Source organism: Aeromonas sp. Lyrl_2, assembly GCF_051948815.1.
Lineage (GTDB): Bacteria > Pseudomonadota > Gammaproteobacteria > Enterobacterales > Aeromonadaceae > Aeromonas > Aeromonas veronii.
The window spans coordinates 13,442-26,969 of record NZ_JAYJLJ010000015.1; the positions used below are offsets into that span (position 1 = coordinate 13,442).

The following is a 13,528-nucleotide window of genomic DNA, read 5'->3' on the forward strand; positions in this document are numbered from 1 at the left end:
ACTTATGGGCAGACTGGTTGTGGGAGGCTGGGTGACTCCGCCACTCTGATGCAGTTACGGCCGGATGATTTGGCGGTGTAGAGCGCAGCATCAGCCAGTTTTACCAGTTCAGACGGCTGCCAGTGACTCGATGGTCTGAGGCAGGCAACACCCATGCTAACGGTCACCAGACCGGTGGTATTTTGTGCGTGTGGCTGCGCGAGTGCAAAAATCAGCCGCTGGATATGTTGGGCAATTTCATAGGCGGATTGACGCTCGACATGTGGCAGCAGGATGACAAATTCCTCTCCGCCGTAGCGAGCCACCAACTCCCCCGAGCGGCGCCCGGATTGCGCCAGGGTATGGGCCAGCAATCGAAGGCACTCGTCACCGGCAACGTGGCCATAGAGGTCGTTGAACTGCTTGAAATGATCGATGTCGAGCATGATGAGCGCAATCGGCATCTCTGTCTGAATACAGCGCTCCCAGGCCTGGTTCAATGAGTTGTCGAACAGACGACGGTTGCCGATGTTGGTGAGCCCGTCGGTATTGCTGAGCGCTTCCAGTTTCCGGTTCGCTTCCGCCAGCTCCTTGGTTCTGAGCTCGATAATGAGCTCCAGCTCATGTTGGCGCTCCTCCAGACTGGTCATCGGGTAAATTTCGCTTTCCCGAGCTGCACTGTAAGGGATGGAGATACTGCTGTGCGCAATTTTCCACACCATGGCTTCGTGTCGAAAAATCAGCACCAACCTGGCGGTTCTGCGGGAAAGGATAGGTTCTGATTTCGGTAGATGGATATGGAAGAAGGCGGTGACAGCCACCACATCCGCGGCCAGATCTTGCAGGGTTACATCGAGTATTTCCAGGCGGATCCTGCCCGGGATCTGGGTAAAATCGCGGCGAGTTATCCGGATCCACTCATCTTTATCGGTAACCAGAACATCACTGCTGCCGGCAAAACCGCTGAAATTGTCGCTAAACTGCGTGGTGAGCCGATCATCCCGTGATGAATACAGCTCGATGTACTCATCAAACAGTGAGCGGATCAACTGTTCCCGTTCAGTGGTCATTGCGCTGGGCCCATGTGAAGTGGTCACGTTTTTCAAACGTTCGATTGAACTATAGTCAATTATGTCATTTTAATTGGCTATCTATCTTGATTTTTCTCGTTTTTTTGTTCAATTCCCGCACTTGGCAAGTGTCCGTAGGGCCAGCCAGAAACAAGGCTCTATGGCGTTGTTATCAGAGGCAGTCAGGGGGAGGCTTCTCTCTGCAACTGCAACTGCAACTGCAACTGCAACTGCAACTGCAACTGCAACTGCAACTGCAACTGCAACTGCAACTGCAACTGCTGCGTGCTGCATTTCAAGAGGTGAGCCGGGCGGTCAACGAGTTCGAGTTCGATAAGGCGCTGCAGTTGCTGGCACCACTGCTCGGCTGATGGTTAACACCCTTATCGTTTATCATGTTCATCGTCATCCCAACTCATTTTTTAGGGTTGCCATTGAACAAGAATAATTATCATCTATATCGATGGAGATGGATATTTACGCTCTGGTTAATTAAGCGGGGTGACGTGAAGGTAAATAGTGTAAAGGTGGGCGGTAACATCTGTAACCGGATGAGCGAATGCATCGCGAGTTAAATATGATGTCTATGTTGCAGACAGCCTTCCACCTTGCCTTTTCTCTCCCCATTAATTTGAATGCAGATTCACGATGATGCGTAAACATATCCGTGAGTGCGATATTTTACTCACCAGCATCCAAGACAATAAAGAGTGGGGGAGGTCATACTGATATGCATACCTCGGCGGCATCTTTTCACTAAGCGGTATTAAACATCAGGGAGGCCAAGCGGGGTTGTACTGTGTGGGTTAGCAGAAGCAATCATCGCCGTCCAGTGCAAACTGAAACCAAACGACATGCAGGTAAATCGTGCCATGCAGGCCGTGCTTGCTACCGGTGGCAGCTGGCCGTGAGACAGTTCTGGTGTGGGGAGGCAAGTCAGGAGGTTGCCCGTAGATGACTGTATGGAATATGCAATGAGATGAGTAAAGATATATTCAATGGATCATTTATTGGTGGGTATCAGTATTGTGAAATGAGCGGTATAGCCAAGATTTCAATCATGTTAATTTGGCTCACAGTGAAAGAGAGGATATGCGGTGATTAATTATTTAATGTCCAATTAAGTTCATAAAATTTACGGGGATGCTAAATATCCCTTTGGGGGTAATTAATTTCATTTGTGATGTGGCTCGCTATGAAAATAGGGGTAAGCCGGTCGAAATTGATAGAGATCAATACTGCAGGGGGGGTGAGTCCTTAGCATTTCCGCTATTAAGCATTTATCAAACAAGTGCTCACTACGGGAATAAGTAGAATGGTCGAGGATAATTTTTTATCGGCTCATGGGATTAATCGCCGTGATTTTATGAAATTGTGTGCCGGGATGGCCGCAACCCTGGGATTAAGTCAGCATGCCGTCGCCAAGATGGCCACTGCGCTCACCAGCCCCGAACGGCCGCCGGTGATCTGGATTGGGGCGCAGGAGTGCACCGGTTGTACCGAATCGCTGCTGCGCGCCACGCACCCCACCATCGAGAACCTGATCCTCAATACCATTTCGCTGGAGTACCACGAGGTACTCTCGGCGGCCTTTGGTCATCAGGCGGAAGAGAACAAGCACAACGCCATCAAGCGCTATAAAGGCAAGTATGTGCTGGTGGTGGATGGCTCCATTCCGCTCAAAGATGGTGGCGTCTACTGCATGGTGGCCGGTGAGCCCATCGTCGACCATATTCGCCGTGCTGCCGCCGACGCGGCTGCGGTGATCGCCATCGGCTCCTGCGCTGCCTGGGGCGGTGTGCCTGCCAGCGGCGACAACCCGACCGGCGCTGTCAGCCTTGAAGAGGCCCTCGGCAATATCGGCACTCCCATCATCAATATCCCGGGCTGTCCGCCCAATCCCCACAACTTCCTCACCACGGTTGCCTACTACATCACTTACGGCAAGCTGCCGGCGCTGGATAGCAAGAAGCGCCCGCTGTTTGCCTATGAGCGGCTGATCCACGAGAACTGCGAGCGTCGTCCGCACTTCGACGCGGGGCGTTTTGCCAAGGAGTTTGGCGACGAGGGCCACCGTCAGGGCTGGTGCCTATACCATCTGGGCTGCAAGGGGCCGGAGACCTACGGCAACTGCTCGACTCTGGAGTTCTGCGATGTGGGCGGCGGCATCTGGCCGGTCGGCATCGGTCACCCCTGTTATGGCTGCAACGAGCAAGGGGTCGGTTTTAGCAAGGGGATCTTCCAGCTTGCCAAGGTAGAGAACCCGACTCCGAGGGTGGATAAACCCGATGTGAAAATTCAGGAGGGGGGCTATACCTCGCCCACCGCGACTGGCCTTATCGGTGGCGCCCTCGGGGTGCTGGTGGGGGTGAGTCTGATGACGGTGCGTGAACTCGGTCGCCAGCAGAAGCGCCACGAAGCCGGGCAGCACCCATCACGGGAGGAATGACCGTGAACAGACGCAACTTCCTCAAATTCGCCTCCATCGGTGCGCTGGCAGCGGGCACAGCCGCACCCGGCACCGCACTGGCAGCGGCCAAGAACAAGCCGCCCATTCCCGGCGCGCTCGGCATGTTGTATGACTCTACCCTTTGCGTCGGCTGTCAGGCCTGTGTGGCGGAGTGTCAGCGCCTCAACGGCAACCCGACCAATCCGGCGGGCGAGCAGACCTGGTCCAACAACGACAAGCTGACCCCCTACACCAACAACATCATTCAGGTGTGGAAGAGCGGCACTGGCGAGCACAAGGATCAGCTGGTGGATGGCTATGCCTACATCAAGAAGCAGTGCATGCACTGTGTCGATCCCAACTGCGTCTCTGTCTGTCCGGTGCAGGCTCTTAAAAAAGATCCCAAGACCGGCATCGTTCACTACGACCCGAGCGTCTGCACCGGCTGTCGCTACTGCATGGTGGGTTGCCCGTTCGATGTGCCCAAATATGACTATGACAACCCGCTGGGGGCGATCCACAAGTGCGAGCTCTGCAACCAGAAAGGGCTTGAGCGGATCGATCAGGGCAAGTTGCCTGGGTGTGTCGAGGTGTGCCCCACCGGCGCCGTCATCTTCGGCACCCGCGAGGAGCTGATGGCAGAAGCCAAGCGCCGCCTGCTAGCGACCCCGGGCAGCGAATATGCCTACCCGCGCCAGACCCTCTCTGCCAACGACCTCTACCTGCACGAAGTGCCCAACTACCAGCCTTACGTCTATGGCGAGAAGGAGGGGGGCGGCACCCAGGTGCTGGTGCTGGCCGGGGTGCCCTACACCAAGCTCGACATGCCCGACTTGCCGGAGCTCTCCTCCGGTGCCCGCTCCGAGCATATTCAGCACACCCTCTACAAGGGGATGGTGCTGCCCATGGTGGTACTGACCGGCCTTTCGGTGCTCATTCGCCGCAACACCAAGCATGGTCACGATCACCATCACGATGATGGCCATGATCAGGGGAGTGCGCAGATCAAGGATCAGGGCACCACAAAGGGAGGCAAGGATCATGAGTAACCACAAGGCGTATCCCCTCGGCGGCAAGCTGGTCAGCTGGCCTGTGCTGGTGCTGGCCCCCTTTGCCGTGCTGTGCGGCATGTTGATCTTGAAGCGCCTCGTCTTCGGGCTGGGCTCGGTCACCGATCTGAACGGTGGCTATCCCTGGGGTCTCTGGATCTCGTTCGATCTCTTGATCGGTACCGGTTTCGCCTGTGGCGGCTGGGCGCTGGCCTGGGCGGTCTATGTGTTCAACCGGGGCGAGTATCACCCGCTGGTGCGACCGGCCCTGCTGGCGAGCCTGTTTGGCTACTCGCTGGGCGGCCTCTCCATCACCATCGACGTGGGGCGTTACTGGAACCTGCCGTACTTCTACCTGCCCGGTCACTTCAACACCTCCTCGGTGCTGTTCGAGACGGCGGTCTGCATGACCATCTATATCGGGGTGATGGCGCTGGAGTTTGCTCCCGTGCTGCTGGAGAAGTTCGGCTGGAAGGCGTCACTCATTCGCCTCAACAAGATCATGTTCTTCGTGCTGGCGCTGGGGGCTCTGTTGCCCACTATGCACCAATCCTCCATGGGATCCTTGATGATAGTGGCGGGGGAGAAGATCCATCCGCTCTGGCAAAGCTATGAGCTGCTGCCGGTCTTTTCGCTTCTGACCGCATTCATCATGGGCTTTTCCATCGTGGTGTTTGAGGGCTCTTTGGTGCAGGCGGGGCTGGCGGGGCGTGGCCCCAACGAGAAGTCGCTCTTTTACAAACTGACCCAGGTGATCGATATCTTCCTGATCCTGTTTGTGGCGCTGCGCTTTGCCGAGATCGTCATCCACGACAAGTCGGAGTATCTCTCCGAGTTCAATCGCTTCTCCATCATGTTCTGGAGCGAGATTGCGCTGATGATCTTCCCGCTGCTGGTGTTCCACTGGGACAAGAGCCGCCGGGATTCGCGCATGTTGTTCCTGGGGGCCCTCAGCATGCTGCTGGGCGCCGCCCTCTGGCGGCTGGATTACTCCCTACTCGCCTTCAACCCCGGCAATGGCTACCACTACTTCCCCTCTGCGGAGGAGGTGCTGATCTCCCTGGGCTTTGTTGCCATCGAGGTGTGTGCCTATTTGCTGTTGATCCGGCTCTTGCCGGTACTGCCATCACTTGAACGTGTTCACCAAGATTATCAGGCCCGAGGGAAAGCCAACGTATGAGCCAACGTATCACCATAGACCCCATCACCCGCATTGAGGGGCACCTGCGTATCGACTGCGAAATCGAAGGTGGCAAAGTGACCAAAGCCTGGTCGTCCGGCACCATGTGGCGCGGCATGGAGGAGATCGTCAAGGGCAACGACCCGCGCGATGCCTGGATGATTGTGCAGCGCATCTGCGGGGTATGTACCTCCATTCACGCCATCGCCTCGGTGCGGGCGGTGGAGAACGCCATTGGCGCCAAGGTGCCGGTCAACGCCCAGTTTATCCGCAACCTCATCATCGCGGCCCACAACATCCACGATCACATCGTTCACTTCTATCAGCTCTCCGCGCTGGACTGGGTGGATATCACCGCGGCCCTTGAGGCCAATCCGCAAAAAGCGGCGGACATGCTCAAGGGGGTATCAACCTGGTCTCTCAACAGTGCCGATGAACTGACCAAGGTGCAGGAGAAGATCCGCGCGCTGGTGGCGAGCGGCCAGCTTGGCATCTTTGCCAACGGTTACTGGGGTCACAAGGAAATGAAGCTGAGCCCGGAGGTAAACCTCATCGCCGTGGCCCACTACCTGCAGGCGCTGGAGTGCCAGCGCGATGCCAACCGCATTGTCGCCATTCTGGGGGGCAAGAGCCCGCACATCCAGAATCTGGCGGTGGGCGGCGTGGCCAACCCCATCAATCTGGATGCACCGAGCGTGCTCAACCTGGAGCGGCTGCTCTATGTGAAGAGCTTTATCGATCGGCTCGGCGAGTTTATCGAGCAGGTCTACAAGGTGGATGCCGCCATCATCGCCGCCCACTACCCCGAGTGGTTGCATCTGGGGCAGGGTGCCAAGCACTACCTGAGCGTGCCGGAGCTGCCCACCGACGCTAACGGCGGCAGCTTCCTGATGCCGGGCGGCTATATCGAGAATGGCAATCTGACGGGTTATCGCCCCATCGAGAGCCATCAGGATGGCTGGCTGATGGACGGCATCGCCGAGAGCAACAAGCACGCCTGGTACAAGGATGACGAGCCCCTCAAACCCTGGGAGGGCAAGACCGAGCCCGATTACACCGGCTGGCAGGATGACGGCAAATACTCCTGGGTCAAATCCCCCACCTTCTACGGCAAGGTGGTGGAGGTGGGGCCGCTCGCAGACTTGCTGGTGAAGCTGGCCGCCAAACACCCGGAGACGGTGGCGCATTTCGAGCAGCTGAACGGCATCTACAAGGCGCTGACCGGTTCCGCCATCAAGACCGAACAGCTGCACTCCACCATGGGCCGCATCATCGGTCGCGCGGTGCGCTGCTGTGTGCTCAAAGATACCCTGTCCCATCAATGGAAGGCGCTGGTGGACAATATCGGCAAGGGGGACACTACCGCCTATATCAAGGCGGAGATCCCGGCGGATAAAGAGTTTCGCGGGGTGGGCTTTGAAGAGGCGCCGCGTGGCATGCTCTCCCACTGGATCGTCATCAAGGATGGCAAGATCGAGAACTATCAGGCGGTGGTGCCATCGACCTGGAACTCGGGCCCGCGCAACTTCAACGACGAGCCCGGCCCCTACGAGCAATCTCTGGTAGGCACCCCGGTAGCCGATCCGGCCAAGCCGCTGGAAGTAGTGCGTACCGTCCACTCGTTCGACCCCTGCATGTCCTGCGCTGTGCATGTGGTGGATACCCAAAATGGTGAAACGACTCAGGTGAAGGTGCTGTGATGAACACCCTGATCCTGGGCGTGGGCAACCTGCTCTTGAGTGACGAGGCCGTCGGCGTGCGCATCGTTGAGGCGCTGGGGCGCGAATACCGTTTCGCCCCCGGCATCGAGCTGCTCGATGGCGGCACGGCTGGCATGGAGCTGCTGGAAGCCATGGCCAGTCGCGATCACATCATTCTGGTGGATGCGGTGCGCAGCGGTAATCCACCGGGCACCGTCGTGACCCTGAAGGATGAGGAGATCCCGACCCTGTTTGGTCGCAAGATATCCCCCCATCAGCTGGGGCTGGCGGATGTGCTCTCGGCGCTGCACATGACGGGGGAGTCGCCCAAGCGGCTCACCCTGATCGGGGTCGAGCCTGAATCCCTCGAACCCCGCATCGGCCTCACCCCCGTGGTGGCGGCTGCCATGGGGGAGGCGACGGATCGGATTTTGACCCTGCTGGCTGCCGTTGGTGCGCCCGCCATTGCGCTCTCTGAGCAGGAGAAAGCTGAACAAGAGCAGGAGGGCCTATGGCGCAGTCCCATTTAAGCGAGGCTGAGAGAGTGCTGGAGATAGTACCGGAGACAGCGCAGGAGTTTGCCGGTTTTGCCAGCAATCCCTCGCCTCTGCTGGTAGCCCAGTACGAGCGGATCGCTCGCGAAGAGATGCAGGCGTTGCCCTTCTATCACGCCACCATGCCCATTGTGGCGGAGTGCGTGCTGTTTGAAGGACAGTGGCTCGGCTGCGTGCTCACCCCCTGGATGTTGAGCGTGGTGGTGCTGCCGGGGCCGGATCAGCTTTGGCCGGTACGCAGCAACAGCGATCGGCTCGCCCTGCAGCTCCCCTGTGGCAACATGACCTTTATGGTGGGTGAATTGCCCGAGACGGGACAGCTGCTGGCTTGCTCCCTGATGTCGCCGCTCGATCCCCATCTCGGTGCCGAGGAGGGGCGAGCACTGGTGAGCAGCACCCTCAAGATGCTGTTCTCCTTGCCGGTGCAGCAAGGGGCTGGCGGCGTGGATCTGGGTCGCAGACGGCTATTCGGTGCCCGGCGTGCTCAACCGGCATAGTCGCTAGGTTTCACGCGAAATCAAGTTTAGAATAGGGGGCCATTTTGGCCCCTCACTCCCATGTTCAGACACGCATTCCACCTCTTTTTTGAGTGATGATCCGTGAGTGGTACAAAACAAGAAGGATCCCCATGACTGTTCCACGCAATTCCCTTCGCCATTACTGTGGCACCAGTGCTGCCGCCCTGTTGACTCTGCTGCTGGGCACTGCCTCTCACGCGGCGCTGGCCGCAGCCCAACCTGTGCCTGCCGAGCTCAAGCTCGCCATCGGAGCTGAACCCACCGAAGGGTTTGACCCTCTGCTTGGCTGGAGCCACGGCAGCTACCTGCTGCTGCACAGCCCGCTGCTCAAACAGATTGCTGGCGATAGTGCCGATCTCAGTTGGCAGAATGTGCTCACCCAAGCGGTGACCCCGAACAAGGATGGCAAGGGGTGGCTCATTACCCTCAAGCCTGACCTGAAATTCTCCAACGGCGCGCCGCTCACCGCTGAAGATGTGGCCTTCACCTACAACAGCGCAGCTCAGGGTGGCGGCAAGATCGACATGGGCAACTTTGTCTCGGCCAAGGTGCTCTCATCCACCGAAGTTGCCATCACCCTGAGTGCCCCCCAGAGCACCTTCGTCAACGTGCTGGGATCCTTGGGCATAGTGTCGAAGAAGGATTACGACGCAAAAGCATATGCCCAAAAGCCGGTCGGTGCCGGCCCTTACCGGCTGGTGAGCTTCCTGCCCGGTCAACAGCTGGTGGTGGAGGCGAACCCCTATTACGCCGGCGGCAACAACGACTTCAAACGGCTGGTCTTTGTCTTTATCGATGAAGAGAGCGCCTATGCCGCCGCCCAGAGTAGCCAGCTCGATGTGGTGCGCATCGCCCCGTCACTGGCGCCAACCGCGTCTGCTTCCCTCAAGCTCTGGGTGCGGCCGAGCGTGGAGAACCGCGGCATCGTCTTCCCCATTCCGCCTGCTGGTGGCAAGGATGCCAAGGGTTATCCCATCGGCAACGACGTGACCTCGGACGTGGCGGTGCGCCGCGCCATCAACTACGCCATCGACCGCCAGCTGCTGGCCGACCAGCTGCTGGAAGGGCACGCCATCCCCGCCTACAGCGCGGTAGAAGGCTTGCCCTGGCTGAATAAAGCCACCGCCTTCAAGGATGGGGATGCGGCCCATGCCAACGCACTGCTCGACGAAGCTGGCTGGCAGAGGGGGAGCGACGGCGTACGCCACAAAGGCAATCTGCGCGCCGCCTTTACCCTCTGGTACACCAGTGGCGACAGAACCCGCCGGGATCTGGCGGAAGCGGTGCGGGCCATGCTCAAACCCATCGGCCTCGAAGTGAGCCTCAAGTCCGGCAGCTGGGAGCAGGTGGAGCGCGAGATGCACGCCAACCCGGTGCTGATGGGGTGGGGGAGTCTGGATCCCATGGAGCTCTATCACCACTACCAGAGCGGTTCGGGTGGCGTGGAGTTCTACAACCCGGGCTACTACAGCAACCCGGTAGTGGATGGCCACCTCAAGCAGGCGCTGGATGCCCCTGATTGGCAGGCGGCCGTGCCGTTCTGGCAGCAGGTGGAGTGGGATGGCAAGCGTGGCGCCGGAGTGCAGGGGGATGCGGCCTGGGCCTGGCTGCTCAACGTGCAGCACACTTATCTGGCCAACCGCTGCATCGACCTTGGCAAGGGGGCACCGGAAATTCACGGTAGCTGGTCACTCCTCAACAACCTGCAGGATTGGCGGTGGACGTGCCGTTAAGTTCGTCCACCATGATGACTGCCACACTGAAAGCCCTGCTGCGTTTGGCAGGGCTGCTCTGTCTGGTCTCGGTTGCCACCTTTGTGCTGCTGAGCTACTCCCCCATCGATCCCATAAAGGCCTATATCGGCAATGATCTGCTGCATGTGCCGCCCGAGCAGTACGCCCGCATCGCCGCCCGCTGGGGGCTGGATCAGCCGCTGTGGCTGCGTTACTGGCACTGGTTTAGCCAGGTGCTGCAGGGGGATCTCGGTTACTCCATGCTCTACAACGCGCCGGTGAGCGAGGTCATTGGCCAGCGCTTTGCCGCCTCCTTCCTGCTGCTGGCGGGCGCCTGGCTGCTATCCGGTTTTTTCGGGATTTTGCTGGGCCTCTGCGCTGGTCGCTATCTCAACCGCTGGCCCGATCGCCTGATTTGCCGTTTTGCCTACCTGCTTGCCTCCCTGCCCACCTTCTGGGTCGGCCTGTTGCTGCTGGCCCTGTTTGCGGTGCATTGGCCACTACTGCCAGTCTGCTGCGCCTGGACGCCGGGCCTCGCTGCCGATGAAGCGGATTGGGCCATGCGGTTGCGCCATCTGTTGCTGCCGGTCACAACCCTGGCCCTGCTGGGGCTTGGTAACATCGCGCTGCACACCCGGGAGCGGGTGGCCGAGGTGCTGGCGAGCGACTTTATCCGCTACGCCCGCGCTCAGGGGGATGGCGGCTGGCCCATGCTGCGTTTTCACGTGCTGCGCCACGCCCTGACCCCGGCGCTCTGCCTGCAGTTTGCCTCGCTCGGCGAGCTGATTGGTGGGTCGCTCTTGGCTGAAAAGGTATTCTCCTACCCGGGGCTCGGCCAGGCTACTGTGGATGCGGGGCTCAGGGGCGATATTCCCCTGCTGATGGGAATCGTGCTCTTCTGCACCCTGCTGGTCTTTATTGGCAATACGGTGGCCAGTTTGCTGCTGGCGCGCATCAACCGGGGTTGGGAGGGTGAGCATGCTGTTTAATCCGTTTCCCTCCATACTGCGGTTGGGTTTTGCCCTGCTCGGATTGGCGCTGCTGGCTGCTTACGGCTGGAGCCTCTCTCATCAGGATGTGCCGATGGATCTGCTGGCGCGCCAGCAGCCCCCCTCGCTGGCCCACTGGTTTGGCACCGATCAGATGGGGCGGGATCTCTGGTTGCGCGCCTTTCAGGGCACCCTCACCAGTCTGGAGCTCGGCATCAGCACGGCTCTCTGCAGTGGCCTGCTGGCCATGGTGGCGGCAAGCGTATCGCTCGTTCACCCCAGATGTGATGCGGCGGTGCGAATGGTGATCGACGCCATGCTGGCGCTGCCCCATATGCTGCTCTTGATCCTTATCTGCTTTACCGTGGGGGGCGGCATGCGCGGGGTGATCCTGGCGGTGGCACTGACCCACTGGCCCAAGCTGGCGCTGATCCTTTGCGCAGAAGCGCGGCGGATCGCCTGCAGCGACTATGTGGTGCTGGCCCGCAGTCAGGGGATGGGGGCGCTGCGTCGCTGGCGCATCCACCTGCTGCCGGGGCTGTTGCCTCAGTGGTTTATCGGCACCCTGCTGATGTTTCCCCATGCGGTACTACACAGCGCGGCTTTGAGCTTTCTCGGATTTGGTCTGGCGGCCCACGAGGCCTCGCTGGGTCTGCTGCTGGCCGATGCCCTGCGTTATCTGGCCGGTGGCGGCTGGTGGCTGGCCCTTTTCCCGGGGCTGATGTTGCTGCTGCTGGTGTTGCTCTTTGATCAGGCTACCCGCGCCTTGCAACAGCTGCTGTGGCACAGGAGTGAACCATGCTGAGTTTTGATCAGGTGACCATAGAGGCGGCCCACTACTCCTGGCTGGGGCGGCGCAGCTGGCAGCCTTTGTTGACCGATATCAGCCTGCAACTGGCGCCGGGGGAGATAGTGGCGCTGGTGGGGGGGAGCGGCGAGGGCAAGAGCCTGCTGTTGCAAAGCGCTCTGACATTGCTGCCGGACAATCTGCGGATGCGCGGCAGCATCTCCCTCGATGGCGTACCCCTGTGTGATGCCAGCCGGGCCCGTTTGCGCGGTCACACTCTCTGCTATGTGCCACAGGGAGTAAGCGCCCTCAATCCATTGCTGACGGTGGAGCGCCAGCTGGGCCGTGCGGCACGTCTCTGCGGCCAGAACGGTTCCCGCGAGCGGCTCGGTGAGCAGCTGCTGCGCTACCAGCTGCCCACGACCACCCTGGACAGATTCCCGCGCCAGCTCTCCGGCGGCATGGCCAAGCGCATTCTGGCCTGCACTGCGGCGCTCGGCGGCGCCCGCTACATTCTGGCAGACGAGATCACCGCCTGGCTCGACGAGGGGCTGGCCTGTCTGCTGCTCGGCCAGTTGCGTGAATTGGCCAATCAGGGCAGCGGTATCCTCTGGGTGACCCACGATCTGGCGCTGGCGGCCCGCTTTGCCGATCGCATTGTGGCGCTGCATCAGGGGCAGGTGAGCGATACTTTGAGCTGCCACCATCTGCGTCAGGGGCAGGGGAGCGAGATGCTCCGCGCTCACTGGCAGGCACTGCCGGAATTCAACGCGCTCTTCTCTGTGCCGGAGGTTTCCTGATGTTTGAAGTACGAAATCTCACTATCGCCCAGGGGGAACGTCCCCTCTGGCAGGGGTTATCGCTGACGGTGAAAGCGGGGGAGCGGCTCGGTATCTCCGCCCCGAGCGGCCATGGTAAGACCACCCTGGGGCGGGTATTGGCCGGTTGGCAACCGGTTGGGGCCGGCGGGCAGTTCCTGCTGGATGGGCAGCTAGTGCCTGAACAGGTAAAAGGTTATAACCCCATCCAGCTGGTGCCTCAGCACCCGGAACTCACCTTCAATCCATATCGCACCACCGGGCAGGCGCTCTGGGATGTATGGCGCCCCGATGACGTCATACTGGCCCGCTTTATGGTCAAGCCTGAGTGGCTCAGCCGCAAACCGGGTCAGCTCTCTGGCGGCGAGTTGGCCCGCATCGCGCTGCTGCGCGCCCTCGATCCCCGCACCCGTCTGCTGATTGCCGACGAGGTGACCGCCCAGCTGGATCCGCAAATTCAGCGTCATCTCTGGCGGGAGTTGATGGTTGAGTGTGAGCAGCGCGGGCTTGGCATGGTGATATTCAGTCACCAGCAGGCGCTGCTGCGCCAGATCTGCCATCGGGTGCTGCGCTTTGGTGAGGTGCCTGCGGAGCAGGATGCAATGGCTCGTAGCGTGGCCTAAGAGTTGGCGTTCTCCCTTCATCCCCAACCCTTCTCCCGCAAGGGGAGAAGGGAGCAGAAGGTGCCATCTCACCACGCTC

At 59.9% G+C, this 13,528-nt stretch carries 13 protein-coding genes; 12 read left to right on the forward strand and 1 reads right to left on the reverse strand.

The annotated features are described in order from the left end of the window. Positions 1-2: 2 nt before the first annotated feature. A complete protein-coding gene (locus VF684_RS13975) occupies positions 3-1,049 on the reverse strand; it encodes a GGDEF domain-containing protein (RefSeq protein WP_201913782.1) in 1,047 nt (348 codons plus the stop codon). Positions 1,050-1,177: 128 nt separating this feature from the next. On the opposite strand from VF684_RS13975, the gene VF684_RS13980 reads away from it, so the two are divergent. From VF684_RS13980 to VF684_RS14035, 12 genes are all read left to right on the forward strand, one after another. Beyond that, positions 1,178-1,420, forward strand: a complete 243-nt coding sequence (locus VF684_RS13980) for a hypothetical protein (RefSeq protein ID WP_440174314.1) — start codon at positions 1,178-1,180, stop codon at positions 1,418-1,420. Between the two features lie 944 nt (positions 1,421-2,364). Continuing rightward, positions 2,365-3,498, forward strand: a complete 1,134-nt coding sequence (gene hybO / locus VF684_RS13985; RefSeq protein WP_201913788.1) for a hydrogenase 2 small subunit — start codon at positions 2,365-2,367, stop codon at positions 3,496-3,498. Continuing rightward, entirely contained in the window at positions 3,495-4,547 is a 1,053-nt protein-coding gene (gene hybA / locus VF684_RS13990) for a hydrogenase 2 operon protein HybA (protein ID WP_201913791.1), read from the forward strand. Before hybO ends, hybA begins: the two co-directional genes overlap by 4 nt. After that, on the forward strand, positions 4,540-5,727 hold the full coding sequence (gene hybB, locus VF684_RS13995; protein ID WP_021230238.1) for a Ni/Fe-hydrogenase cytochrome b subunit: 1,188 nt from the start codon (positions 4,540-4,542) through the stop codon (positions 5,725-5,727). The genes hybA and hybB overlap by 8 nt, the downstream gene beginning before the upstream one ends. Beyond that, on the forward strand, positions 5,724-7,427 hold the full coding sequence (gene hybC, locus VF684_RS14000) for a hydrogenase 2 large subunit (RefSeq protein WP_279475088.1): 1,704 nt from the start codon (positions 5,724-5,726) through the stop codon (positions 7,425-7,427). Before hybB ends, hybC begins: the two co-directional genes overlap by 4 nt. Next, the gene (locus tag VF684_RS14005) at positions 7,427-7,957 is read left to right on the forward strand and encodes a HyaD/HybD family hydrogenase maturation endopeptidase (protein WP_236354750.1); all 531 of its coding nucleotides are present in this window, start codon (positions 7,427-7,429) and stop codon (positions 7,955-7,957) included. The genes hybC and VF684_RS14005 overlap by 1 nt, the downstream gene beginning before the upstream one ends. After that, positions 7,939-8,478 carry a hydrogenase-2 assembly chaperone gene (gene hybE, locus VF684_RS14010; RefSeq protein WP_376900250.1) on the forward strand — a complete coding sequence of 180 codons (540 nt, stop codon included), beginning with the start codon at positions 7,939-7,941 and terminating at the stop codon, positions 8,476-8,478. The genes VF684_RS14005 and hybE overlap by 19 nt, the downstream gene beginning before the upstream one ends. 131 nt (positions 8,479-8,609) lie before the next feature. Continuing rightward, positions 8,610-10,232: an ABC transporter substrate-binding protein gene (locus tag VF684_RS14015; RefSeq protein WP_376900252.1), complete on the forward strand. Its 1,623-nt coding sequence runs from the start codon at positions 8,610-8,612 to the stop codon at positions 10,230-10,232. After that, positions 10,217-11,221 carry an ABC transporter permease gene (locus VF684_RS14020; protein ID WP_376900254.1) on the forward strand — a complete coding sequence of 335 codons (1,005 nt, stop codon included), beginning with the start codon at positions 10,217-10,219 and terminating at the stop codon, positions 11,219-11,221. The genes VF684_RS14015 and VF684_RS14020 overlap by 16 nt, the downstream gene beginning before the upstream one ends. Then, positions 11,211-12,026: an ABC transporter permease gene (locus tag VF684_RS14025; RefSeq protein ID WP_376900256.1), complete on the forward strand. Its 816-nt coding sequence runs from the start codon at positions 11,211-11,213 to the stop codon at positions 12,024-12,026. Before VF684_RS14020 ends, VF684_RS14025 begins: the two co-directional genes overlap by 11 nt. Next, complete coding sequence (locus VF684_RS14030) at positions 12,020-12,808, forward strand: ATP-binding cassette domain-containing protein (protein ID WP_376900258.1); 789 nt, start codon at positions 12,020-12,022, stop codon at positions 12,806-12,808. Before VF684_RS14025 ends, VF684_RS14030 begins: the two co-directional genes overlap by 7 nt. Further along, positions 12,808-13,449: an ATP-binding cassette domain-containing protein gene (locus VF684_RS14035; protein ID WP_376900260.1), complete on the forward strand. Its 642-nt coding sequence runs from the start codon at positions 12,808-12,810 to the stop codon at positions 13,447-13,449. Before VF684_RS14030 ends, VF684_RS14035 begins: the two co-directional genes overlap by 1 nt. The last annotated feature ends 79 nt before the right edge of the window (positions 13,450-13,528 follow it).

Excerpts from the sequence above, each read along its gene's own strand:
- VF684_RS13975 (WP_201913782.1), bottom strand. The coding sequence starts at position 1,049 with ATGACCACTGAACGGGAACAGTTGATCCGCTCACTGTTTGATGAGTAC.
- hybO (WP_201913788.1), top strand. The coding sequence starts at position 2,365 with ATGGTCGAGGATAATTTTTTATCGGCTCATGGGATTAATCGCCGTGAT.
- hybA (WP_201913791.1), top strand. The coding sequence starts at position 3,495 with ATGACCGTGAACAGACGCAACTTCCTCAAATTCGCCTCCATCGGTGCG.
- hybB (WP_021230238.1), top strand. The coding sequence starts at position 4,540 with ATGAGTAACCACAAGGCGTATCCCCTCGGCGGCAAGCTGGTCAGCTGG.
- hybC (WP_279475088.1), top strand. The coding sequence starts at position 5,724 with ATGAGCCAACGTATCACCATAGACCCCATCACCCGCATTGAGGGGCAC.
- VF684_RS14005 (WP_236354750.1), top strand. The coding sequence starts at position 7,427 with ATGAACACCCTGATCCTGGGCGTGGGCAACCTGCTCTTGAGTGACGAG.
- hybE (WP_376900250.1), top strand. The coding sequence starts at position 7,939 with ATGGCGCAGTCCCATTTAAGCGAGGCTGAGAGAGTGCTGGAGATAGTA.
- VF684_RS14015 (WP_376900252.1), top strand. The coding sequence starts at position 8,610 with ATGACTGTTCCACGCAATTCCCTTCGCCATTACTGTGGCACCAGTGCT.
- VF684_RS14025 (WP_376900256.1), top strand. The coding sequence starts at position 11,211 with ATGCTGTTTAATCCGTTTCCCTCCATACTGCGGTTGGGTTTTGCCCTG.
- VF684_RS14030 (WP_376900258.1), top strand. The coding sequence starts at position 12,020 with ATGCTGAGTTTTGATCAGGTGACCATAGAGGCGGCCCACTACTCCTGG.
- VF684_RS14035 (WP_376900260.1), top strand. The coding sequence starts at position 12,808 with ATGTTTGAAGTACGAAATCTCACTATCGCCCAGGGGGAACGTCCCCTC.